Source organism: Cobetia sp. 1CM21F (assembly GCF_023161745.1).
In the GTDB taxonomy this organism is placed as follows: domain Bacteria; phylum Pseudomonadota; class Gammaproteobacteria; order Pseudomonadales; family Halomonadaceae; genus Cobetia; species Cobetia amphilecti.
On sequence record NZ_JALNTQ010000001.1, the window covers coordinates 641,646 to 664,755 of the forward strand.

Below are 23,110 nucleotides of genomic sequence, written 5' to 3' on the forward strand. Positions count from 1 at the left end.
CCCATGCCGACACTGAAATTCACGGGCTTGCTGCGGCTGGTGGCCGTGGTCGCGATCTTCATGGCCGGGGTCTGGAGCCAGTCGAACGGTGTGATCGAAGAGTTCCTCTTCTATATCCCCGACATCCAGTTTCTGACGGTACAGCACCTCTGGTTGACGGCGCTGTCCGGCGGGCTGGCGATCCTGGTCGCGGTCCCGCTGGGCATCATCCTGTCGCGACCGAGCATGACGCGCTACGCCGAATCCGCCATGCAGGTGCTCAACGTGGGTACCACCATCCCGACGCTGGCGGTGCTGGCCCTGTCGATGAGCTTTCTGGGCATCGGCACCGTGCCGGCGGTCTTCGGGCTGTTCGTCGCGACCCTGCTGCCCATTACCCGCAATACCTACACGGGACTCAAGGGCGTGTCACCGGCCTTGAAGGAAGCGGCGGCCGGGATCGGCATGTCGCCCCTCCAGCGTCTGGTGCGGGTCGAGTTGCCCAATGCGCTATATGTGATGTTCGCCGGGATTCGCACCGCCCTGGCCATCAATGTCGGCACGGTACCGCTGGCCTTCCTGATCGGCGCCGGTGGACTGGGAGAGCTGATCTTTACCGGGATTGACCTCTATGACCCCATCATGATGCTGTCCGGCGCCATTCCCACGGCGCTGCTGGCGATCGGGGTGGATGTGCTGGTGGCCTTCGTGGCCTTCCTCGTGGTGCCGCGAGGCGTCAACCCGGCGCGGGCATGAATGAAGACCCACGCGCCGGCCCGCTCGGCGCCTGGTGACAGACTGCACGACCTGAACAACAACAACCGGCTGGACCGAAATTTCACAGGATAGGAGAACACCATGAAGACCTTGACGACTCTGCTGACCGGCGCGGCACTGGCCGCTTCACTTTCCACGGCGCAGGCTGAAGAGATTGTGGTGGGTGGCAAGAACTTCACCGAACAACAGATCCTCGCCAGCATGACGGGGCAGTATCTGGAAGGCCTGGGGTATGAGGTGGAAGAGCGCTCCGGCATGGGCTCCGCCGTCCTGCGTCAGGCGCAGGAAAACGGCCAGATCGATCTCTATTGGGAGTACACCGGCACCTCACTGATCAACTACAACGATGTCAGTGAGCGCCTGAGCCCGGAAGACACCTATGCACGCGTCAAGGAGCTGGACGCCGAGAAGGGCCTGGTGTGGCTGGAGCCGTCAGCCGCCAACAATACCTACGCACTGGCGATGCGCGAGGCGGACGCCCAGGAGCGCGGTATCGCCTCACTGTCCGACCTCGCGCAGGCGGTCAACGACGACAAGGGGCTGTCCTTCGCGCTGAACGCCGAATTCTACGCGCGTGATGATGGCTGGCGTCCGCTGCAGAAAGCCTATGACTTCCGTGTCGGGCGCGCCGACGTCAAGCGCATGGATTCCGGTCTGGTCTACCAGGCACTGCGTGATGGTCAGGTCGATGTCGGCCTGGTGTTCGCCACCGATGGCCGCATTCCGGCGTTTGATTTCACGGTGCTCGAGGACGACAAGGGCTACTTCCCGGCCTACGCCCTGACGCCGGTGGTGCGTGAGGAGTCGCTCAAGGCCAACCCGGAACTCGAGTCGCAGATGAATGCGCTGTCCGCCGAGCTCAATGACGACACCATGGCGAGCCTGAACGCCCAGGTCGATGTCGAGAAGAAGAGCATCGAGCAGGTCGCCGAGGACTTCCTGAAGGAACACGGCCTCAAGTGACCTTCAGGTACGCCTGATCCTCTGACAGCGAGGTTCAGGGGCCATGCCAGCACGACAAGGCCGCCTGCGGGCGGTCTTGTCGTCTCTGGCGGCTGCGTCTGCCTCGCTCGCATTTGCTGCCATCCCGTTGGTCATTTCCGTGTCTGCCAAATTGGAGAAGTCCCATGTCTGCTCCGGATTGTCTGCCTCATGCCGTGCCCACCTCTCATGCACCTGCCGAGGCTCGTCTGGCGCCTGCGCCGCTGTCCCTGATCCATGAATATGATGTCACCCGTCTCAGCGCAGAGCAGCTGCACCAGGCCAAGCGCTGCCTGCTGGATCTGCTGGGCGTCGCGGCAGGTGCGACGCGGACTCCCCTGGCCGTCAAGGCGGCTCGCTACGTCACGCGCCAGCACGGCGGCGACTTGCCGCTGTTGTTTGCCAGCGGCACGGCCTCTTCCAGTGGTGTCGCCCTGCAGGGCGCCTGGTTGATCGATGCGCTGGACGCCCACGACGGCCAGGTGCTGACCAAGGGGCATGCGGGGGTGGCTTTGTTGCCCGGCCTGCTGGCGCTCCCGGAAACCCGGCAACTCAGCGGGCATGCGTTTCTGGCGCTGCTGGCCTATGGCTATGAGGTCGCCACGCGCGCGGGCATCGCCTTGCATGCCCAGAGCCCCGATTACCATACGTCGGGGGCCTGGAATGCGCTGGGCGTGGCCGCAGTGACTGCGCGTCTGCGCGGCTTTGATCGTGAGACGTTGCACCACGCGTTGGGCATCGCCGAGTTCTACGGGCCGCGTAGCCAGATGATGCGCTGCATCGATCATCCCACCATGCTCAAGGATGGCTCCGGCTGGGGCGCGATGACCGGCATCTCGGCGGCGCTGCTGGCGGAAGATGGCTTCACCGGAGCGCCGGCATTGACGGTCACGGCGCCGGAGGTCGCTGCGCTGTGGCAGGACCTCGGTCAGCGTCACTATCTGTTCGAGCAGTACTTCAAGGCCTATCCGGTGTGTCGCTGGGCGCAGCCGGCAGTGGAGGCGGTGCTGTCATTGGCAGGCGCCGTGGCTGAGCCCGACGCCATCATGCGTATCGAGATCATCACCTTCCATGAGGGCAAGCGGCTGCATGTCACGCACCCCGATACCACGGAGCAGGCGCAATACAGTCTGCCGTGGTCGGTCGCCTGTGCTCTGGGGCGGGGCAGCGTGGATGTGGAAGGTGTCTGCGATGCCCTTGACGATGACGGGCTCAAGGCGCTGGCGAGCAAGGTGGTGATCGAGGAGGACGCCACATTCAATGCCCGTTTCCCCGCCGAGCGCTGGGCTCGTGCGCGAATCGTGCTGAAAAGTGGTGAGGTGCTGGAAAGCGCAGACCATGAGGCATTGGGCAATCCGGACAAGCCGCTGACGGATGCTCAGGTGCTGGCCAAATATCAGGCCCTGGCGGAGCCGGTGCTGGGAGCTCGCGCGGCCAGGTTGCGGGATGTCGTGATGGACCTGGAGTCACGCCCGGTCTCCGAGCTGCTGGCGCTTCTGGGCGCACCGGCTTGAATATGGCGGCCGCGGCTGACATTCTGCGCGGCGCTTGATTCTCATTGGCCTGCTTTCTGGCCTTGGCCCTGGCCTTTCGCCTGGTTTTCTACCTGGCCCTCACCCTGAACCTGACCCTGGCTTCTACTGTTCGTTGCCTTCTCTTTTCATTACCGAGACTTGCCCATGCACCATCAAGATCACCTGCGCGTTGGCGCGGCCCAGATCAACGCCACCCTCGGCGATATTGAGGCCAATCTGGAACGTCATCTCGACATCATCCATCAGGCGCGGGATGTCGATCTGGACCTGCTGGTCTTCCCGGAGCTGTCGCTGACGGGCTATGGCATGGGCAGTCGGGTCATTGATCTGGCCTTTCCGCCGCATGACCCGCGCTTGCTGATGCTCGCGCGTGCCGCGGGCGACATGCAGCTGGTGGTGGGCTTTGTCGAGGAGGCCAGTCCGGGGGAGTACTACAACGCCCTGGCGATTCTGCAGCACGGCGCGCTGCAGGCCGTGCATCGCAAGTTGAACCTGCCGACCTACGGCGGGCTGGAGGAGGGCAAGCTGTTCACCCACGGCAGCGACCTGACCCAGAATGATGTGCGCGAAGGCTGGTCAGCCACCTCGCTGATCTGCGCGGACCTGTGGAATCCGGGCCTGGTGCACGCCGCCATGCTCGCGCGTCCCACCGTGCTGTGTGCGCCGATCAATTCGGCCTCGGGCATCGTCAGCGATGATTTCTCCAACGAGCAGAACTGGGCGATCAACCTCCAGTTCTACGCCATGACCTACGGCACGCCGGTCATCATGGCCAATCGCTTCGGCCCGGAAGGCGGCAGTCATTTCTGGGGCGGGTCGCGAATTCTTGGCCCGCGCGGGGAGACGCTGGCCCAGGCGGAAGACCGCGAGATGCTGATACATGCCGAGCTGTCACGTACCGCGATCGCCAAGGCCCGTTTCGAGCTGCCGACGCACCGCGACGCCGATACGCCGCTGGTGCGTGACCTGATGCTGGGCTATCGCTGAGCGATTGGTGTTGAGCAATTAAGCCTGTCGAACAACAAGACGCCCGCGCCAGAATTCTGGCGCGGGCGTCTTGTTTGCGGTCTTGTTTACGTTGCCGGCAATGCGGCTCAGGACGGGAAGCTGAACTGGGCGGCTTCCTGTGCACTGCGCTCAGGCCAGCGCTGTGACACGCTCTTGCGTCGGGTATAGAAGCGCACGGCGTCGGGGCCATAGGCGTGCAGGTCACCGAACAGCGAATCCTTCCAGCCGCCGAAGCTGTGGAAGGCCACCGGTACCGGCAAGGGCACGTTGATGCCGACCATGCCGACCTCGATCTGGTCGGCGAAGCGGCGTCCGGCCTCGCCATCGCGGGTGAAGAGGCAGGTGCCGTTGCCGTACTGGTGATCATTGATCAGCGCGATGGCGTCTTCGAAGCTGGCCACGCGCACCACACAGAGTACCGGGCCGAAGATCTCGTCACGATAGATGCTCATGTCCGGCGTGACGCGATCGAACAGCGTGGCACCCATGAAGAAGCCGGGCGAGCTCTCGACCAGCGGGTGAGTGCGGCCATCCACGATCAGCTGGGCGCCAGCGCTGGCGCCTGCCTCGATATAGCCGGCGACCTTGTCGCGCTGCGAGGCATTGATCAGGGCGCCCATGTCGTGACCGGGTTCAGTGCCCGGGCCGATGCTCATGGCGCGGGCCTGAGGCGCGAGACGTTCGATCAGGGCATCCGCGGTCTCATCCCCCACACAGACGGCCACCGAGATGGCCATGCAGCGCTCGCCTGCGCTGCCGAAGGCGGCCCCGATCAAGGTGCTGGCGGCATTGTCCAGATCGGCGTCCGGCAATACCACGGCGTGATTCTTGGCGCCTCCCAGCGCCTGGATCCGCTTGCCCTGACGGGTGCCACCCTCGTAGAGGCTCCGCGCCACGGGCGTCGAGCCCACGAAGCTCATCGCCTTGACCTCCGGGGCCGCGATCAGCGCCTCGACGGCTTCACGATCACCATGCACCACGCTGAAGAGCCCCGCGGGCAGTCCGGCTTCGTGCAGCAAGTGGGCCATCTTGTTGGCCGCCGACGGGCTCTGCTCCGAGGGCTTGAGGATGAAGGCATTGCCGCAGGCCAGCGCCATCGGGAACATCCAGAGCGGCACCATGGCCGGGAAGTTGAACGGCGTGACACCGGCCACGATGCCCAGCGGTTGATGGTTGGACCAGGTGTCGATGCTCGGCCCGGCATTGTGGGAATACTCGCCCTTGAGCAGCTCCGGCACGCCGCAGGCATATTCGACGTTCTCGATGCCGCGCTTGAGTTCGCCCATGGCGTCGTCGAGCACCTTGCCGTGCTCTTCACTGATCAGGGCGCAGATTTCCTGAGCATCCCGTTCCAGCAATGTCTTGAAGCGATACATGACCTGAGCGCGCTTGGCGGGCGGCATGGCGCGCCAGGCGGGCAGGGCATCCCTGGTGGTCTCTATCGCGCGTTGCACGATGGCGGCATCGGCCAGTGGCAGACGGCGCACGGCTTGCGCGGTGGCCGGATTGAGCACATCCAGGGAGCGTTCGCCAGTCACGGCGTCACCGCCAATCAGGTGAGTCAGGGTATCCATCGGTCAGTTTTCAGCCTTGTGTTCAGTCGCAGAGAATGGGGCAGGGAAAGTCGCTGTCTTGTGCTGAGGTTGCTGTGAGCCTGGATTGGCCAGTGCTCAGAATTGACGCCCCAGCAGTGCCTCATCGAAGGGATAGCGCGAGATCTTCTCGATGCCGGTCTCGGTGATCAGCACCTCTTCCTCCAGCTTGACGCCATCGGCCGCACCGACTTCGCCGATATAGCTTTCCACCGAGACCACCATGCCGGGTTCCAGCACGCCATCCTTGGAGAAGCGATCAAAGTCCATGTGGTGCGCGACCAGTGGTGTCTCGCCATGCATGCCGACGCCGTGGATGATCGAGGGGTAACGGCGGTCGAGGAAGCGCTCGGGGATCTTCCAGGCGCTCTCGGCGATCTCGCGGTAGCTGATGCCGGGCTTGAGGATCGACATGTTGTGGTGCACCTGCTCGTGCGCCATCTGGTACAGGCTCTGCTGATAGGCGGTCGGTCGGCCCGGCCCGACATGGAAGGTGCGTGAGAAGTCGGAGTAGTAGCCGTGGCAGCCGATGGTGTCGGTATCCAGTGCGACCAGCTCGCCGGGGCGAATCACGCGGTCGCTGGCCTCGTTGAACCACGGATTGGTGCGCGGCCCGGACGACAGCAGGCGCGTCTCGATGAACTCACCGCCCTGGCGGATGACATCGCCGTACATGATGGCGAACAGCTCATTCTCGGTGACGCCGGGCTTGATGGCGGCTTCCACGGCGGCAACCGCGGCCTCGCTTCCGGCCATCGACTGGGCCAGACAGGCAATTTCCTCAGGCGTCTTGAGGCGACGGCAGTGCAGGGTGTCCTGCATGCAGTCGAAGACTTCCAGCCCCTGCGCTTCCAGCGAGCGCGCCAGATTCAGGGTGCAGCGGTCCAGCCCGACCTTGCGATTGCCGCCACCATGTTCCTCGACCAGCTGGGCAATCTCGATGCCGAACGGGTCGCTCGAGAGGTTGTCGCGCTGGTTGACGGCGGACCACACCACCTTGGACGTGCGCGCCTCATCGATGGTTTCAAGCCAGGTCGAGACGTGGGCGCTGCCGGGGTATTCGAACAGGATCACCGGCCCCTCGAGGGGCACGTAGATGTAGCGGGTGGAGTTGCGCAGGAAGTAGCCGAACATGTTGCGCGAGCCGGTGGCATAGCGCTGGTTGTTGGGATCAAACAGCACCACGGCGGCGTAGCCCTGCTCTGCCATCATGGCGCGCAGGCGAGCCAGACGACCGCCGCGCAGCTGCACAGGGTCAAAGGCCGTGGGAATGCTGTCGCCATTGGCCATTGGCGCGGACGGCACGATCGGGAAGCTTGAGGGTTCACTGTCGGTCAGGCGTTCAAAGTCGACGATGCTCATGGTTGGTCTCGGCTCACGGTCTGGTGAAAAGGTCAGGAAAGGCGCTGGAAAAAAGGACTGGCACAGGCGCTGGTACAAGCGCTGGTACACGACATGGCGTGCCGGGCTCGGGCATGTCAGTCCGCCAGGTTGTCGCTGCGCTGCATGCCTTCCTTGAGCAGGCGCTCGTGGATAGGCGCCATGCGGCCGAAGATTCGCTGGGCGCGCTCAGGGCGACCGATGAAGCCGGGCTCCTTGGCGTAAGCGAAGATCACGGTATGGCGTTCGCGCTCTCCGCGAACCGGGGTGACGCGATGCAGGGAGTAGCGACCGAAGAAGATCTGCAGGTCGCCCGGCTTCAGATCGATGGCGGTCAGGCGCGAGCGGTCTCCGTCGAGCACCTTCTCGACACCCTCGAAGTTCTCGCCCTCAGGGCTGCGGATTCCGGCGGCGTATTCGAAGCGGCCACCCGCATCGGACTGGCGGGTCATCATGGTGACGATGAATTCGTTGGTGTCGTAGTGCCAGGGATGCTGGCAGCCATCGCGCAGCACGTTGACGACCAGATCCGCGAGCGGGTCGGCATATTGGTGAATGTCGTCCATGCCGACGACGCTGGCGATGAAGTGCTGGAAATCGGGATGCGAGTAGACCTGGCGAATCAGGGTGTCCGAGCCGATGCGGTCCCCCGCCACGAAACCGTTGGTGCGATCATCGAAGCGATTGCGCGGATGTGATGCAGGCAGTGAGTCATCACCGTCGCTGTTGTAGGGATTGGTGACGGTCTGGTTGTAGTGCGCCAGCGGTGAAAGACGCTCCGTTTCCTGCTCCAGACGTGCCAGCGCCTCCTGCGGCACGAAGCCCTTCAGCACGACGCAGCCATCCTGAGCGAGCTGTTCGCGACATTGGCGCATCAGTTCGCGACCCCGCGCTTCTGTCAGTCGATGGATGGGATAGTGTTCAAGATCTATCAGCCCATCGAGAGAGGTATCACTGTCCTGCTGCTGGATTGCGTTCATGCCCGGCCTCCTGTTCCCTGATCGCTAAATAACGTAGGAATAGGTTAGAGGGCGTGTTTTGATAATAGAAATGAATGGTCAAGATCAAATGCATTGCGAGGGCTCATAGATCATGGATACCGACCTGCTTCGTGCCTTTGTCACGGTGGCCGAATGTGAAGGGTTCAGCGCCGCCGGCAAGGTGCTGCATCGCACCCAGTCTGCCGTCAGCCTGCAGATCAAGCGGCTGGAGGATCAGATGGGCGGGGCGCTGTTGTCCCGTACCAGCCGTCGGGTAGAACTCACGGCGTCGGGAGGGCGGTTGCTGCCCTATGCGCGGCACATTCTCAAGCTGCAGGATGAGGCGCGGCAGGTGCTCGGGGTCGATCGCAAGAATGAGCTCATCCGGCTGGGCACGTCGGAGGAACAGGCCAGTACCTACCTGCCCGAATTGCTGTCGCGCTTCGCCGCGGATCACCCCGAAGTGCGTCTGGAGGTGACCTGCAAGATCAGCGCCTCGCTGGTGCATGATTTTCAGGAAGGCTTGCTGGACGCCGTGCTGGTGGTGCGTCACGGGCCGACCCAGACCGGGCGGCTGTTGGGGCGCGAGCGCATGGTGTGGGTGGTCGCCGAAGACCAGTCGCTTGCAGACTGGGAGGTACTGCCGCTCGCGCTCAATCCGGAAGGCTGCATCTTCCGCGCGCATGCCTTCGCCGCCTTGGGCCGGGATGATCGACAGTGGGATGTGCGTTACTCGAGCCAGTCGCCGACAGGCATCAATCTGCCGGTGAAGGCCGGACTGGCACTGACCGTCAAGACCCCGCGCAGCGTGCCCTCCGGCTGTCGAATCGTCGGCGATGACGAAGGCTTGCCGCCGCTTGGCCATGTGGAAATCGAGCTTCATCGCTCGCCGGGCCATGTCAGCGATGCGCTGAGTGACTTCTGCGATCACCTGGAAGCCATCGTCACCGGCAAGGGCAAGCTTGAGGAAGTCGGGGCGCTGGAGGCGAGCGCTGAGGTTGGCACTGAGGCTGGCACCGATTCAGGTGTCGTCACAACGCGTGAGGCTGCGACCGCTGGTTGAGCAGTACTACCAGTGTTGCGAGCAGGTTGAGATGGTGAGCCTGGCGGAATAGCGATTCATGGATTGGACCCGGAGATATATCAGCCAATGGGCGGTGTAGCGCCCAGCGGGGCTTGCGGCGTGTACGGCCTACGCGCCCCCAGAATGCCCGCGCGCTGGATGATCTCGGGCACGAAGGCTTCCTGACGATGCGCCATGATATGCACGCCGCTGACGCCCTCGATCTCCCGTAATTGCTGGATCATCTCGATGCAGATATCACGGCCCTCCGCCTTCTGATCCTTGGCTCCTTTCAAGCGCGTGAGTACGTCATCCGGGATATGCACGCCGGGAACATGGCGACGCATCCACTCGGCGGTGCGTGCCGAGGCCAGCGGGCCGACGCCGGGCAGGATGAAGCATTTCTCCAGCAGTCCCAGATCACGAGCACGATGCATGAAGTCCTGAAAGCGCGGCAGATCGAAGCAGTACTGTGTCTGGATGAACTGGGCGCCGGCAGCAATCTTCTTGGCCAGACGGTGAGGACGAAACGCGAAGGGCGGGGCGAAGGGGTTGGCGGCTGCGCCGAGAAATACCTGGGGCGCTGAGGTCAGTGTTCGCCCGCTGGCAAAGGCGTGCTTGTCACGCAGCCCGGCGACGATTTCCAGCAGCGACAGGGAGTCGAGATCGAATACCGGCTTGGCCTCAGGATGATCCCCGACCTGCACGCCATCCCCAGTCAGACACAGCAGATTGCGGATGCCCAGCGCCGCAGCGCCCAGCACATCGCCCTGGATGGCGATGCGGTTTCTGTCACGACACGAGATCTGCATCACCGTCTCATGGCCTTCGCGGGCCAGCAGGGCACACATCGCCACGCTCGACATATGGCAGTTGGCACCCGAGCCATCGGTGGCGTTCATGGCATCCACATGGCCGGCAAACAGTTGCGCGCGTGCATGCACCTCCTGTGGATCGGCCGAGTCGGGCGGCGCCAGCTCGGCAGTGACGGTAAACTGACCGCTGCGAAGCACTCGCTCCAGGTGACCGACGTTGCCAGCATCCTCGGCAGGTGGCAGTTGGGAGCTGTCGGGGATAGTGAGTCTGGAAGTCATTTCAGGCTCTCTCGGCGTTCAGCGGCTTGCCGGGCCACGCGCAACCAGGATGAGGTGCCCCGCAGGCGATGGTCCACCGGCAACTGCACGATCTGGATCGCATCGCTGTCCTTCATCCGCTGGCTGCCTTCCCAGGCTTCCACCCACACGCAGCGCGTGTCCGGCTCGACTTCACAGTTGCCATTCTGCATGACACCGCCGCAGGGGCCGTTGCGCAGGTGCTTGGGGCAGTTCATTGAGCAGGACATGCCGGTCGAACTCAGGATGCACTGGCCACACATCTGGCAATCAAACAGCAAGTCCTTGCAGGCTTGCTCCAGCCTGGCGACAGGCTTCTCGGCGCGTGCGTAACCGACGGACTTCCACAGCGGCTGCAGTTTGATGATCACCGGCTCGACGGCCTGATAGGTGAGCTCCAGCAGTCGCGCGTGACGTGCGGCCCACAGACGAATCGAATACACGCATGCCTCCTGTCAAAACCTGGCGGGGGTAACGCCCTGGGCGTTTCGGAGCGCTATCTTCGCATGGTCGCCACCCGGGCCGACATCCCGTGGGCGACAGCGTCACTATCGAAAGGCGCAGGATAAGCGCGGAAAGGCATCGTTGCTTGGACCGAGGCCAAGAATCCTCCGAAACCAAGAAAGCCCCTGAAACCAAGAAGACGCCGAAGTATTCGCTGCTCCGGCGTCTTTTTTTGCCTACGTCATGTCTTCTTTCACTGCTGTCAGGGCGTAAGGCCCGCGGCCTGCATGAAGCGGCGCAGTGCCAGAGAGACGAGTCCCAGCGCGCTGACGCTGCCTCCCCAGATCACCACCAGCCAGCCGATCTTGCTGAGCCAGCTTGCCGGGCGCGCGGGCGTCCCGGATGGCTCGTCGTCGAGTCTGGCTGTGGGGGCATGCAGTGGCGCTGAATGTGTCTCGCGTGTCGGGGATGTCATGTCAGCACCTCTCAATGGTAGCCATCGGTATGACGGACCTTGCCCTTGAACACGAAGTAGCTCCACGCCGTATACACCAGGATGATCGGCAGGATGAAGAGCGTGCCGACGAGGGCAAAGCCCTGGCTTTGGGGCGGAGAGGCCGCTTCCCAGATCGTCACATGACCGGGAATGATGTCAGGCCACATGCTGATGCCGAAACCGCTGTAGCCCAGGAAGATCAAGGCCAGCACCAGCAGGAAGGGCTGGGCATGAGATTCAAGGGCGACGGCGCGGATCAGCGCATAACCGGCCAGCACTACCAGCACTGGCACCGGCAGGAACCAGAACAGCTGCGGCAGCGTGAACCAGCGTTCGGCGATGGCGGGGTGTGCCAGCGGAGTCCACAGACTGACGGCCGCGATCATGATCAATACCCACAGCGTCAGCGGGCGCGTCAGGGCAAACATGCGCGCCTGGAGAATGCCTTCGGTCTTCATGATCAGCCAGGTGCTGCCGAGCAATGCATAGGTGAACAGCAGCGCCACACCGCAGAACAGCGGGAAGGGTGACAACCAGTCCAGCGAACCACCGCTGAAGTGAACCCCATCGAAGGCGATGCCCTGGATATAGCCTCCCAGTGCGACACCTTGACTGAAGGTGGCCAGCACCGAGCCGCCCACGAAGGCCTTATCCCACCAGTGGCGGCTCGCGTCCGAGGCCTTGAAGCGAAATTCGAAGGCGACACCGCGGAAGATGAGGCCGATCAACATGGCGACAAGAGGAATGCTCAGGGCTTCCAGCAAGACGGCGTAGGCCAGCGGAAAGGCCGCGAACAGCCCCGCGCCGCCCAGCACCAGCCATGTCTCGTTGCCATCCCACACGGGCGCCACGGTATTCATCATCACATCGCGGTCCACCTTTTCCTCCACCCACGGGAAGAGGATGCCGATGCCCAGATCAAAGCCGTCCATGATCACGTACATCATCAGGCCGAACAGGATGATGCCCGCCCAGATGACAGAAAGGTCGATACCCATAGCGTTCATCGCTCCGGTCAGTGAGTGGTGCCGTCGAGAGATTCCTCGATGGCCGACAGTGGGCGGGAAGGCGTGCGTGGCTTGCCGGGACCGCCGCTGGGGGCGTGGCTGTCATCACCCGCAGGCCCTTTCTTGATCAGCTTGAAGATGTAGTTGATCCCCGTGCCGAAGACGATGAAGTAGACCGCGACAAAGGCTGTCAGGCTGATGCTGAGGTGAACGGCGCTGTGGGCAGAGACGGCATCTTCCGTTCTCATCAAGCCGTAGATCACCCACGGCTGGCGGCCGACTTCGGTGGTGAACCAGCCCGCGAGTATCGCGATCAGACCGGCCGGCCCCATGGCGACGGCCAGACTCAGCCAGCGCCGCGAGGTGAAGAGCCTGCCCTTGCGGGCCAGATAGACACCCGAGAGGCCGAGCAGAATCATCGCAAGGCCCAGGCCGACCATCAGGCGGAAGCTCCAGAACACGACGGTCGAATTGGGGCGGTCGGCGGCGGGGAAGTCCTTGAGCGCCGGTACCTGCTTGTCGATGTCATGCATCAACAGCAGGCTGCCGAGGGCCGGAATCTCGAGCGCGAAGCGCGTCTCTTCGCGCTGCATGTCGGGCACACCGAACAGGATCAACGGCGTCGGTTCCCCATGGCTGTTGTCCCAATGCCCTTCGATGGCCGCGATCTTGGCCGGCTGGTGCTTGAGCGTATTCAGGCCATGCATGTCGCCGACGAAGGCCTGCAGCGGGGCGGTCACCATCAACATCAGCACCGCCATGACCAGCATCTTGCGCACTTCCGGGGTGTCGCGTTTCTTGAGCAGCAACCAGGCGGCGGAGGCAGCGACGAACAACGAGGTACTCAGGAAGGAGGCCAGTGCCATGTGGGCCAGGCGATAGGGGAAGGAGGGGTTGAAGACGATCGCGAACCAGTCGACCGGCACGACGATGCCATCGATGACCTCGTGTCCCTGTGGGGTCTGCATCCAGCTGTTGGACGACAGGATCCAGAACATCGAGACCAGGGTGCCGAGTGCGACCATGCAGGTCGAGAAGAAGTGCAGGCCGCGACCGACGCGATTCCAGCCAAACAGCATCACGCCGAGGAAGCCGGCTTCGAGGAAGAAGGCGGTCAGCACTTCATAGGCCAGCAGTGGTCCGGTCACGCTGCCGGCAAAGGCCGAGAAGCCGCTCCAATGCGTGCCGAACTGGTAGGCCATGACCAGCCCTGACACCACGCCCATCGCGAAGTTGACCGCGAATATCTTCGACCAGAAATGATAGAGGTTGCGGTAGACCTGTGTGCCTGTCTTCAACCACATGCCTTCCAGCACCGCCAGATAGCTGGCGAGGCCAATGGTGATGGCCGGGAAGATGATGTGAAACGAGATGGTGAAGGCGAACTGTATCCTGGCCAGGTCGATGGCCTCGGTGCCGAACATGGCAATGTCTCCTGAGTAGGCGGCAAGGGGGACGGCCCTGCCTGAATCTTCGCCGCTACTCTAGGGAGCCGCCGGAAGCCATAACAGGCTCAGTTGTGCGAGAAAAAACCATATCAGTTGCGAGCTGAACCTTGGCCGGACGTTAACTGCCCGTGAGCCAGTCAGCCGGCAAGCCAGGTGGTATGGCGAGAAGTCAGCAAGGCGAGCCGGGCAGGAGGGCGGATTCTGATTGATGCCAGCACCATGACGGGATCAGCTGCTTGTCGTATCGCCCTCGGCGGCAGGCCCCGCCATGGCGGGCTCTGGTGCTTCCAGAAGGGGCACGCGTGCGGCATCAGGGCATGCAATCAAGATGCGCAACAAGCTGCGACATCCAGGCGTGGCAAGCGGCTGTCGCGCGAGTGACATGCGCCGCAAAAGGGCTGTTTTCGCCCCCGCGGATAACGCGTGAAGACTGTGTGGCAAGGCGGCCGCAAGGGCTGCGGCATTTGCGCGCACATACTCAAGGCGCATCTCGCATCTCGCATCTCGTCTGAGCGGTCCGTGTTTCAGGCTGCCTTGAGCAATTCACCCAATGTCTGCATGGCGCGCTCTGACGCCGCATCCCACGGGTGGCCGTAGCTCAAGCGAATGCAATGCTTGAAGCCCTGGGTGGCAGAGAAGATGGGCCCCGGTGCCAGGCTGATGCCGTGGGCCAGCGCCTGCTGAAACAGGGCCAGCGAGTCGATGTGCTCGGGAAGCTCGCACCACAGGAAATAGCCCCCGTGGGGGTGGGTGACGCGGGTGTCTGCGGGGAAGTAGCGATCAATGGCCGCCAGCATGGCCGTCTGCTGGGTCTCGAGCGCCAGGCGTAGCTTGCGCAGGTGGCGGTCGTAGCCGCCGTGCTGAAGGTAGTCGGCCAGGGCCACCTGGGCAGGCAGCGATGGCGAGATGGTCGTCATCAGCTTGAGGCGCGAAATCTCCCGGGTATGCCGCCCCGCGGATATCCAGCCCACCCGATAGCCCGGCGCCAGGCACTTGGAGAACGACCCGCAGTGCATCACCAGGCCCTCGACATCCAGCGCCTTGACGGGCTGCGGGGGCGTCACCTCGGCACGTTGATCGAAATACAGTTCCGCGTAGACATCATCCTCCAGCATCGGCAGCTGATGACGGCAGAGCAGCGCATACAGTTGGGCCTTGCGCGCATCGCTCAGGCTGGCCCCCAGCGGGTTCTGCAGATGGCTCATGAACCAGCAGGCCTTGATGGGCAGCGTCTCCAGACGATTCTCGAGCACCTCGAGATCGATCCCGTCACGCGGGTGTACCGGAATTTCCACCGCGCGCAGCTTGAGCCGCTCAAGCACCTGAAGCGTGGCATAGAAGGCTGGCGCCTCAATGGCGACAAGGTCCCCGGGCTGGGTGACACATTGCAGGCCGAGGTTGAGCGCCTCCATGGCGCCATTGGTGATCACCAGCTCCTCCGTCGGCAGCTGCATGCCGTTGACCATGTAGCGCTGAGCGATCTGCCGGCACAGGTCAGGATGGCCTGTGGTCATGTCGGAGATGACGGCATGCGATGAAAGCTGGCGCAGCCCACGCGTCATGCTGGTCGCAAGCCGCGCGAGGGGGAAGAGCTCCGGGCTCGGGAAGGCAGAGCCGAAGGGGACGGTGTCGTTGTCGCGCAGTGAGCCCAGCACCGAGAACACCAGTTCACTGACGGCGACATCGGAAGGGGCTTGCTGCTGCAGGGCGACATGCGGCTCATCGAGTATCCGCGAGGCATTGTCACGCACGAAATATCCCGAGCGCGGCCGCGCACTGATCAGGCCCTGATTCTCCAGCAGGTAATACGCCTGGAAGACGGTAGAGGGGCTGATGCCATGCGCCTTACTGGCCTGACGCACCGACGGCACGCGCTCACCCGGCGCGAGAATGCCGGTACGAATCAGGTTGGAGATCTCGGCGGCAAAGCGTTCATAACGCTTCATGGGGGATTTCCTGACGGGGTGGAAGAGTGAAAGGAAGAGGGCAAGAGAGAGCAAGGATACCGCAGTGTCGATAGACAGTGATGTATGGGGCGTCGTAATGGATGCACCAATGTCATTAGCTTCCCTCGCTTTCGTTCGGCCTGATGGGAGGCTCTGTCGGCGGTGAGCGCCACGCCCTGCACCACGCACAGAGCCACGCCCAGCGCTCTTCTCACCGGTCTGGTGCAAGGCAAGGCGAGGGCTTGTGAGAAGCGCATCATCCTGGTGCAGTGCTGCGCTTGAGCAGTGTCGCTGTGCTTCGCTCGCTCTCATCATGTCTCGCGTTTCTCTTCATCCTTTCTCGGTCTTTCCACTGTTTTTGCCCAGACTTTCTCCCTGTCTTTGTGCCCGTCTCTCTCCCTGTCTCTCTTCTATCTCACCGCTGTCGCTTTCTTGTCTGGCCGTTGGCCGGCGGCGTCAGTGTGCGGCTGGCACATCGATTGCACTACCTCAGCCGGGACAACAAGTACAACAAGACACGAGGGAATGTCGTGAACAAGAAAATCGCTGCCGCAATGCTATCCGCCTGTGTCGGTTTTTCGCTGGCCAATGTCGCCCAGGCAGAAGAGGGGCCGATCAAGGTCGGCATCCTGCACTCACTGTCCGGCACCATGGCGATCAGTGAGTCGACACTGAAAGACACCATGTTGATGCTGATCGAGAAGCAGAACGAGCAGGGCGGGCTGCTGGGACGCAAGCTGGAGCCTGTCGTGGTCGACCCGGCCTCCAACTGGCCGCTGTTCGCCGAGAAGGCGCGTGAGCTGCTGGCGCAGGACAAGGTCGACGTGATCTTCGGCAACTGGACGTCCGTCTCGCGCAAGTCGGTGCTGCCGGTGGTCGAGGAGCTCAACGGCCTGCTGTTCTATCCGGTGCAGTATGAGGGCGAGGAGTCCTCGGAGAACGTCTTCTACACCGGAGCGGCGCCCAATCAGCAGGCGATTCCGGCAGTGGATTACCTGATGAACGACGTGGGCGTGGAGCGCTGGGTGCTGGCGGGCACGGATTATGTCTATCCGCGTACCACCAACAAGATCCTGGCCGCCTACCTCAAGTCGAAGGGCGTGGCGGACGCGGATGTGATGGTCAATTACACCCCCTTCGGCCATTCCAACTGGCAGTCCATCGTCTCGGACATCAAGTCCTTCGGCAGTGCCGGCAAGAAGACGGCCGTGGTGTCCACCATCAATGGCGATGCCAACGTGCCGTTCTATCGTGAGCTGGCCAACCAGGGCATCAATGCCGAGGACATCCCAGTGGTGGCCTTCTCGGTGGGCGAACAGGAGCTCTCGGGCATCGATACCGCGCCGCTGGTCGGCCACCTGGCCGCCTGGAACTACTTCATGAGCGTGGACAGCGACACCAACTACGACTTCATCGATGAGTGGATCGATTACACCGGCAAGGAAGATGCGGTCACCAACGACCCGATGGAAGCCCACTACATCGGCTTCAACATGTGGATGGAAGCCGCTCGCAAGGCCGGCAGCGTCGAGGTCGATGCGGTCAAGGACGCCATCATCGGCGTCTCGGTGCCCAACCTGACCGGCGGCTACGCCACCATGATGCCCAACCATCACATCACCAAGCCGGTGCTGATCGGCGAGATCCAGGACAACGGCCAGTTCTCCGTCGTCTGGCAGACCCCGTCCACCGTGACAGGCGATGCGTGGTCGGACTATCTGGAAGGTTCCAAGGACCTGATCAGTGACTGGCGCAAGCCGATGGAATGCGGCAACTACAATGTCGTGACCCATTCCTGTGGGGCTCAACAGAGCGTTGCGGCGCAATGATGCGTAGCACGTTCTGAGAGCGAGGCGGCGTGCAGGGGAGCCTGCATGCCGCCTCGTTGAGTGTCAGTCTCCGAGGCCGCGATGCCCTCGGAGACTGATGACGCCTTTGCGCGTTCACCATGGATGGCCTTCTTGATGTCTATCTCCGTTGCAACGATGTACCGCGGGTGCTGGCAGTGGATGCTGCTGGTCTGTCTTCTGTCATTCCCCCTGTTTGCCGCTGCCCAGTCCGAGTCCGCGACTGGCCAGTCTGCGCGCCTGTCCGATGGCGCTGCCCAATCCCTGTTGACCCGGCTTGCCGAGGCACGCAACCCGGCCAAGCCGGCCGTGATCGATGAGATCGCCATGAGCGGCGATGCGCGTGCGCGTGGCTGGCTGGAAGCCTTTTCCGCCAGCAAGCTGGCTCGCCTCAAGGACGCCGAGCGCTTCTTGATCATCGACAACAATCGCGGCCGCGAATGGGCCGTTTCCGACGCCCTGTCGGGAGAATCGGCGGGCAAGGTCTCGCGCCGCGACTTGAAGACACTGCGCAGCAACAACTCGCTGCGTGGGCATATCGATGGCGTGCTGTCGATGATCGACCTGTCTTCCCTGGATGCCGAGGTCAGACTCGCGGCGGCGCGCGGCCTGCGCGGCAGTGTCGACGAGGCCATGGCCGAGCGGCTGCCGAGCCTGATCGAGCAGGAAGGCAATGACGCTATCCGCGCCACTCTCGAGGATGCGCTCGCCATCCAGCAGCTGGAAGCCACTGGCGACCCTGCGGCGCTGGAGACGCTCTCCGGCAGCCTGAACGCCGCCGCGATCGCCGCCATCAATGGCGCCGCGGCGAGTGATGATCCGCAGCTGGCCCAGGCCGCCAAGGTGGCGCTGGCCGGTATCGAGCAGAAGCTTCAGCTCAACAGCGGGCTCGAGACGCTCTACTTCGGCCTCTCGCTGGGCTCGGTACTGGTGCTGGCCGCCATCGGGCTTGCCATCACCTTCGGTGTCATGGGCGTGATCAACATGGCGCATGGCGAACTGATCATGCTGGGCGCCTACACCACCTGGGGCATGCAGCAATTGCTGCCCGGGCAGCCGGGGCTGGCGCTGTTGCTGTCGATTCCGGCGGGCTTTCTGGTCGCGGCGGCGGTGGGCGTGATCATCGAGCGCAGCGTCATCCAGCACCTCAAGGGGCGTCCGCTGGAGACCCTGCTGGCCACCTTTGGCATCAGCCTGATCCTGCAGCAGCTGGTGCGTACCACCATCTCGCCCCTGAATCGCATCGTGGTCACGCCGGAGTGGATGAGTGGCTCGCTGATGATCAACGAGGCGCTGTCACTGACGCTCAATCGCCTCTACATCATCGGCTTCGCGCTGTTCGTGTTCGCCGGTCTGATGCTGATCATGCGCCGTACCCGTCTCGGCCTCGAGGTGCGCGCGGTGACCCAGAACCGTGCCATGGCGCGCTCGATGGGCATCAAGGCAACCCGTGTCGACATCATGACCTTCGCGCTGGGCTCGGGCGTTGCCGGTCTTGCCGGTGTCGCGCTCTCCCAGATCACCAACGTCGGGCCGAACCTGGGTCAGAACTACATCATCGATTCCTTCATGGTCGTGGTGTTCGGCGGGGTCGGCAATCTGTGGGGCACGCTGGTGGCCGGCATGTCGCTGGGGCTGCTCAATCAGTTCCTCGAGCCCTGGGCGGGTGCGGTTCTCGCCAAGATCGTGGTGCTGGTCTTCATCATCCTGTTCATTCAAAAGCGCCCGCGGGGACTCTTCCCGCAGAAGGGCCGTGCCGCGGAGGGTTGATCCATGCCTGATTCACGTTCCTGGCTGGTGCGCCCCTTCACGGAGCGCTCCACCCAGATCTTCCTCGCGGTGCTGACGCTGTCGGTACTCGCGATCACGTTGCTGCATGTGCTGCTGCCCGAGGGGCATCCGCTGCATGTCAGCACCTTCACCGTCACCCTGCTGGGCAAATACCTGTGCTATGCGCTGCTGGCGGTGGCGGTGGATCTCGTCTGGGGCTACCTGGGCATTCTCAGCCTGGGTCACGGCGCCTTCTTCGCGCTGGGCGGTTACGCCATGGGCATGTATCTGATGCGCGAAATCGGCGACCGCGGCGTCTATGGCAATCCGGAACTGCCGGACTTCATGGTCTTCCTCAACTGGCAGGAGCTGCCGTGGTTCTGGCAGGGCTTCGACATGCCGGCCTTCGCCTTCCTGATGGTGCTGTTGGCGCCGGGGCTGCTGGCGCTGGTGTTCGGCTTCCTGGCCTTCCGCTCCCGCGTCACCGGTGTCTATCTCTCGATCATCACCCAGGCGCTGACCTTCGCCTTGATGCTGGCGTTCTTCCGCAACGAGATGGGCTTCGGTGGCAACAACGGCCTGACCGACTTCAAGGACATTCTCGGCTTCGATCTGCGCACGGATGCGGTGCGCATCGCGCTGTTCATCGCCAGTGCTGTGGCGTTGGGGCTGGGCTATCTGCTGTGTCGTGGCATCGTCGGCTCAAAGCTGGGGCGACTGAGCATCGCCTGCCGCGATGCCGAGGCGCGTACGCGCTTTCTGGGCTACCGCGTCGAACGTGTGCAGCTGTTCATCTTCGTGGTCTCGGCGATGCTGGCCGGGGTCGCGGGGGCGCTGTACGTGCCGCAGGTCGGCATCATCAATCCCGGCGAGTTCTCGCCGCTGTTCTCCATCGAGGTGGTGGTGTGGGTGGCGCTCGGTGGCCGCGCGACGCTCTACGGCGCCGTGCTGGGCGCGCTGATCGTCAACTACGCCAAGACGGTATTCACCGGCATCATGCCGGACGCCTGGCTGTTCGCCCTCGGCGGCCTGTTCGTGCTGGTCACCGTGCTGTTGCCCAAGGGCATCGCTGGCCTCTTTGCCCAGCGTGGCTGGGGCAGCCGCTCGCAGTCGTCGGCGACCAAGACCGAATCGGCATCCGGTTCCCGTCCTATCGAGGAGGCCACCGCATGAGCCTGTTGAAAGAGATTGCCACGCGTGACCGCGTGTTCGACTTCCTGACCCCGCGCATCTCGCCGGTGGACGTGACCCACGGGCCGATCCTCTATCTGGAGGATGTCAGTGTCAGCTTCGATGGCTTCAAGGCGATCAATGACCTCAACCTGACCATCGACGATGGCGAGCTGCGCTGCATCATCGGCCCCAACGGCGCGGGCAAGACCACGATGATGGACATCATCACCGGCAAGACGCGCCCCGACAGTGGCTCGGTGTGGTTCGGCAGCCGTCACGATCTGCTGCGCATGAGTGAGCCCGAGATCGCCACCCTCGGCATCGGGCGCAAGTTCCAGAAGCCCACCGTCTTCGAGGCGCTCAGCGTGTTCGAGAATCTCGAGCTGGCCATGGCCACCGACAAGCGCATCTTTCCGACGCTGGCCGCGCGCATGAGCGGTGAGACCCGCGCCAGGATCGAGGAAGTGCTCGAGACGATTCACCTCAAGGAGTGGCATGCGCGCGAGGCGGGCATCCTGTCCCACGGCCAGAAGCAGTGGCTCGAGATCGGCATGCTGCTGATGCAGAAGCCGCGGCTGCTGCTGGTCGATGAGCCGGTGGCCGGCATGACCGAGCAGGAGATGGAGCGCACCGCGGAGCTGCTGACCAGTCTGGCGGGGCGCCAGTCGGTGGTGGTGGTCGAGCACGACATGGGCTTCGTGCGCTCCATCGCGCGCAAGGTCACGGTGCTGCATCAGGGCGCGGTATTGGCGGAAGGCAGCATGGATGCGGTATCGAGCGACCCGAAAGTCGTCGAGGTCTACCTGGGAGAGAGTGACGGATGACGCAAGCGCTGAACACCAAGGCACCGATGCCGGGCGGCGAGTCGCCGCTGCTGACCATCGACACGCTCAACCAGTTCTACGGCGAGAGCCATACGCTGTGGGACCTGACGCTGGAGATTCCCGCCGGCCAGTGCACCTGCGTGATGGGCCGCAACGGCGTCGGCAAGACCACCTTGATGAAATGCATCATGGGTGAGGAGAGCGTTCGTGATGGCAAGCTTCTGTACCGCGCCGATGCCAGTGGCAGCGATTCCAGTCGCGATGCCAGCAGCAATGAGCCGCTTGATCTGACAGGTCGCAAGCTCGAGGAGCGCGCCCGCCTGGGGGTCGGCTACGTCCCCCAGGGGCGGCAGATCTTCCCGATGATGACGGTGGAAGAGAATCTGCGCACCGGGCTTGCCGTGCGTCGCGATGGACTGCGCCAGATTCCCGAGCGCATCTATGAGCTGTTTCCCGTGCTCAAGGAGATGCGTCACCGGCGCGGGGGGGATCTGTCAGGCGGCCAGCAGCAACAGCTCGCCATCGGCCGCGCGCTGGTGATTGAACCGCGCCTGCTGATTCTCGATGAGCCCGGCGAGGGCATCCAGCCCAATATCGTCGCCCAGATCGGCGAGGTCATCCGTCGCCTGATCAAGGAAGACGGCCTGACGGTGCTGCTGGTCGAGCAGAAGCTGCCCTTCGCGCGCAAGTACGCTGATCGCTTCGTGATCATGGATCGCGGCCGCCGGGTGGCCGAAGGCGAGATCGCAGCGCTGTCCGATGAACTGATCAAGCAGCACCTGACCGTATGACGAACCGATGCGTGATTCCCGCTGACGGCGCGACGGATGCCGTGCGCAGTGAGGCCAATGCCTCCGGCCACCGCTTCGATGACCAGCGCCAGTGGCAGGCCGCGCTGGCGCTGCGTTTCGAGGCGGATGCGCGCGACACCAGTGATGGCGGGCGCGCCATCACCCGCCTGACGCGTCGCCGCCATCATGGCCCGCTGCGCGTGCAGCGGCCGTTCTACCCTGAAGGCCGCCACGGCTGCTGCCACGTCTATCTGCTGCACCCTCCGGGTGGGCTGGTCAGCGGCGATGCGCTGCAGATCGAGGCCGAGGTGGAGGAGGGCGCGCATGTGCTGTTGACCACACCGGCGGCGGCCAAGCTCTACAAGGCCGATCGCAACGGCGTGGCCTGGGGCCAGCATACGCATCTCAAGGTCGCCGACGGGGCCACCCTGGAATGGCTGCCTCAGGAAACGCTGGCCTTCAATGGCTCGCGCGGCGAGCAGACCACCACCCTCGAGCTTGCCGGCTCTGCGCGCTGTCTGGGCTGGGAAGTGCTTGCACTGGGCCGCCCGGTCGGCGAGCTGCCCTTCGTCAGCGGCCATCTCGAACAACGCTTTCGCCTGACCCGTGACGGCAAGCCAGTGTGGATCGAGCGCCAGTCGCTGGACCCGCTGCATCCGCGCTTCACCGGGCGCTGGGGGCAGGGCGGTTGCAGTGTGCAGGCGACGCTGTGGGCGGTCGGACTCGAGGATGAGGCGGCGGCCATCGAGGCCCTGCGTGAGGCGATGCCGGCCTCCCCGCGCTGGGCGGTGACCCGCCGCGAAGGCGTATTGCTGCTGCGCTATCTGGGCCATGAACGCAACGAAGCCTGGGCGCTGTGCCAACAGGCATGGCAGCTCCTGCGCCCACTGATGACGGGGCTTGAGGCACAGGTGCCACGTATCTGGCTGACCTGATCTCGAGAGACCCCACTGAATG

At 63.6% G+C, this 23,110-nt stretch carries 20 protein-coding genes; 11 read left to right on the forward strand and 9 right to left on the reverse strand.

Features of this window, described 5'->3' with window-relative positions:
- Nucleotides 1-3: 3 nt before the first annotated feature.
- The 4 genes from MSG32_RS02690 (at nucleotide 4) to MSG32_RS02705 (ending at nucleotide 4,259) form a co-directional block, all read left to right on the forward strand.
- Complete coding sequence (locus tag MSG32_RS02690; protein WP_248377408.1) at nucleotides 4-735, forward strand: ABC transporter permease; 732 nt, start codon at nucleotides 4-6, stop codon at nucleotides 733-735.
- A gap of 102 nt (nucleotides 736-837) precedes the next feature.
- Nucleotides 838-1,719 (forward strand): glycine betaine ABC transporter substrate-binding protein, encoded by an 882-nt coding sequence (locus tag MSG32_RS02695; RefSeq protein ID WP_248377410.1) that lies wholly within the window; start codon nucleotides 838-840, stop codon nucleotides 1,717-1,719.
- A gap of 164 nt (nucleotides 1,720-1,883) precedes the next feature.
- Nucleotides 1,884-3,251 carry an MmgE/PrpD family protein gene (locus MSG32_RS02700; protein ID WP_248377412.1) on the forward strand — a complete coding sequence of 456 codons (1,368 nt, stop codon included), beginning with the start codon at nucleotides 1,884-1,886 and terminating at the stop codon, nucleotides 3,249-3,251.
- Between the two features lie 165 nt (nucleotides 3,252-3,416).
- Nucleotides 3,417-4,259, forward strand: a complete 843-nt coding sequence (locus MSG32_RS02705; RefSeq protein ID WP_131432377.1) for a nitrilase-related carbon-nitrogen hydrolase — start codon at nucleotides 3,417-3,419, stop codon at nucleotides 4,257-4,259.
- A gap of 107 nt (nucleotides 4,260-4,366) precedes the next feature.
- Here MSG32_RS02705 and MSG32_RS02710 read toward each other — a convergent pair whose 3' ends face one another.
- From MSG32_RS02710 to MSG32_RS02720, 3 genes are all read right to left on the reverse strand, one after another.
- The gene (locus MSG32_RS02710; RefSeq protein WP_248377414.1) at nucleotides 4,367-5,854 is read right to left on the reverse strand and encodes a CoA-acylating methylmalonate-semialdehyde dehydrogenase; all 1,488 of its coding nucleotides are present in this window, start codon (nucleotides 5,852-5,854) and stop codon (nucleotides 4,367-4,369) included.
- A gap of 96 nt (nucleotides 5,855-5,950) precedes the next feature.
- Nucleotides 5,951-7,234: a Xaa-Pro peptidase family protein gene (locus tag MSG32_RS02715; RefSeq protein ID WP_248377416.1), complete on the reverse strand. Its 1,284-nt coding sequence runs from the start codon at nucleotides 7,232-7,234 to the stop codon at nucleotides 5,951-5,953.
- Nucleotides 7,235-7,350: 116 nt separating this feature from the next.
- On the reverse strand, nucleotides 7,351-8,232 hold the full coding sequence (locus MSG32_RS02720) for a phytanoyl-CoA dioxygenase family protein (protein ID WP_248377420.1): 882 nt from the start codon (nucleotides 8,230-8,232) through the stop codon (nucleotides 7,351-7,353).
- A 112-nt stretch (nucleotides 8,233-8,344) separates the two neighbouring features.
- On the opposite strand from MSG32_RS02720, the gene MSG32_RS02725 reads away from it, so the two are divergent.
- The gene (locus MSG32_RS02725) at nucleotides 8,345-9,295 is read left to right on the forward strand and encodes a LysR family transcriptional regulator (protein WP_248377421.1); all 951 of its coding nucleotides are present in this window, start codon (nucleotides 8,345-8,347) and stop codon (nucleotides 9,293-9,295) included.
- 80 nt (nucleotides 9,296-9,375) lie between these two features.
- Here MSG32_RS02725 and MSG32_RS02730 read toward each other — a convergent pair whose 3' ends face one another.
- The 6 genes from MSG32_RS02730 to MSG32_RS02755 all read right to left on the reverse strand — a co-directional run bounded on the left by MSG32_RS02730 (nucleotide 9,376) and on the right by MSG32_RS02755 (nucleotide 15,748).
- Complete coding sequence (locus tag MSG32_RS02730) at nucleotides 9,376-10,389, reverse strand: methylenetetrahydrofolate reductase (protein ID WP_248377422.1); 1,014 nt, start codon at nucleotides 10,387-10,389, stop codon at nucleotides 9,376-9,378.
- The gene (locus MSG32_RS02735) at nucleotides 10,386-10,850 is read right to left on the reverse strand and encodes a methylenetetrahydrofolate reductase C-terminal domain-containing protein (protein WP_248377423.1); all 465 of its coding nucleotides are present in this window, start codon (nucleotides 10,848-10,850) and stop codon (nucleotides 10,386-10,388) included. The genes MSG32_RS02730 and MSG32_RS02735 overlap by 4 nt, the downstream gene beginning before the upstream one ends.
- A gap of 263 nt (nucleotides 10,851-11,113) precedes the next feature.
- Nucleotides 11,114-11,326: a DUF2474 domain-containing protein gene (locus MSG32_RS02740; protein WP_248377425.1), complete on the reverse strand. Its 213-nt coding sequence runs from the start codon at nucleotides 11,324-11,326 to the stop codon at nucleotides 11,114-11,116.
- Nucleotides 11,327-11,337: 11 nt separating this feature from the next.
- The gene (gene cydB / locus MSG32_RS02745; RefSeq protein ID WP_248377427.1) at nucleotides 11,338-12,345 is read right to left on the reverse strand and encodes a cytochrome d ubiquinol oxidase subunit II; all 1,008 of its coding nucleotides are present in this window, start codon (nucleotides 12,343-12,345) and stop codon (nucleotides 11,338-11,340) included.
- Between the two features lie 17 nt (nucleotides 12,346-12,362).
- Nucleotides 12,363-13,778: a cytochrome ubiquinol oxidase subunit I gene (locus MSG32_RS02750; protein WP_248377429.1), complete on the reverse strand. Its 1,416-nt coding sequence runs from the start codon at nucleotides 13,776-13,778 to the stop codon at nucleotides 12,363-12,365.
- Between the two features lie 548 nt (nucleotides 13,779-14,326).
- Complete coding sequence (locus MSG32_RS02755) at nucleotides 14,327-15,748, reverse strand: PLP-dependent aminotransferase family protein (RefSeq protein WP_248377431.1); 1,422 nt, start codon at nucleotides 15,746-15,748, stop codon at nucleotides 14,327-14,329.
- 554 nt (nucleotides 15,749-16,302) lie between these two features.
- Here MSG32_RS02755 and urtA point away from each other — a divergent pair.
- The 6 genes from urtA to MSG32_RS02785 all read left to right on the forward strand — a co-directional run bounded on the left by urtA (nucleotide 16,303) and on the right by MSG32_RS02785 (nucleotide 23,088).
- Nucleotides 16,303-17,577 carry an urea ABC transporter substrate-binding protein gene (urtA, locus tag MSG32_RS02760; RefSeq protein WP_248378407.1) on the forward strand — a complete coding sequence of 425 codons (1,275 nt, stop codon included), beginning with the start codon at nucleotides 16,303-16,305 and terminating at the stop codon, nucleotides 17,575-17,577.
- Nucleotides 17,578-17,712: 135 nt separating this feature from the next.
- Nucleotides 17,713-19,365, forward strand: a complete 1,653-nt coding sequence (gene urtB / locus MSG32_RS02765; RefSeq protein WP_248377433.1) for an urea ABC transporter permease subunit UrtB — start codon at nucleotides 17,713-17,715, stop codon at nucleotides 19,363-19,365.
- Nucleotides 19,366-19,368: 3 nt separating this feature from the next.
- Nucleotides 19,369-20,538, forward strand: coding sequence for an urea ABC transporter permease subunit UrtC (urtC, locus tag MSG32_RS02770; RefSeq protein WP_248377435.1), 1,170 nt, complete (start codon nucleotides 19,369-19,371; stop codon nucleotides 20,536-20,538).
- On the forward strand, nucleotides 20,535-21,362 hold the full coding sequence (gene urtD, locus MSG32_RS02775) for an urea ABC transporter ATP-binding protein UrtD (protein ID WP_248377437.1): 828 nt from the start codon (nucleotides 20,535-20,537) through the stop codon (nucleotides 21,360-21,362). Before urtC ends, urtD begins: the two co-directional genes overlap by 4 nt.
- Before the next feature lie 47 nt (nucleotides 21,363-21,409).
- Nucleotides 21,410-22,153 carry an urea ABC transporter ATP-binding subunit UrtE gene (gene urtE / locus MSG32_RS02780; protein ID WP_248378409.1) on the forward strand — a complete coding sequence of 248 codons (744 nt, stop codon included), beginning with the start codon at nucleotides 21,410-21,412 and terminating at the stop codon, nucleotides 22,151-22,153.
- A gap of 11 nt (nucleotides 22,154-22,164) precedes the next feature.
- Nucleotides 22,165-23,088: an urease accessory protein UreD gene (locus MSG32_RS02785; protein WP_248377439.1), complete on the forward strand. Its 924-nt coding sequence runs from the start codon at nucleotides 22,165-22,167 to the stop codon at nucleotides 23,086-23,088.
- Nucleotides 23,089-23,110: the final 22 nt, after the last annotated feature.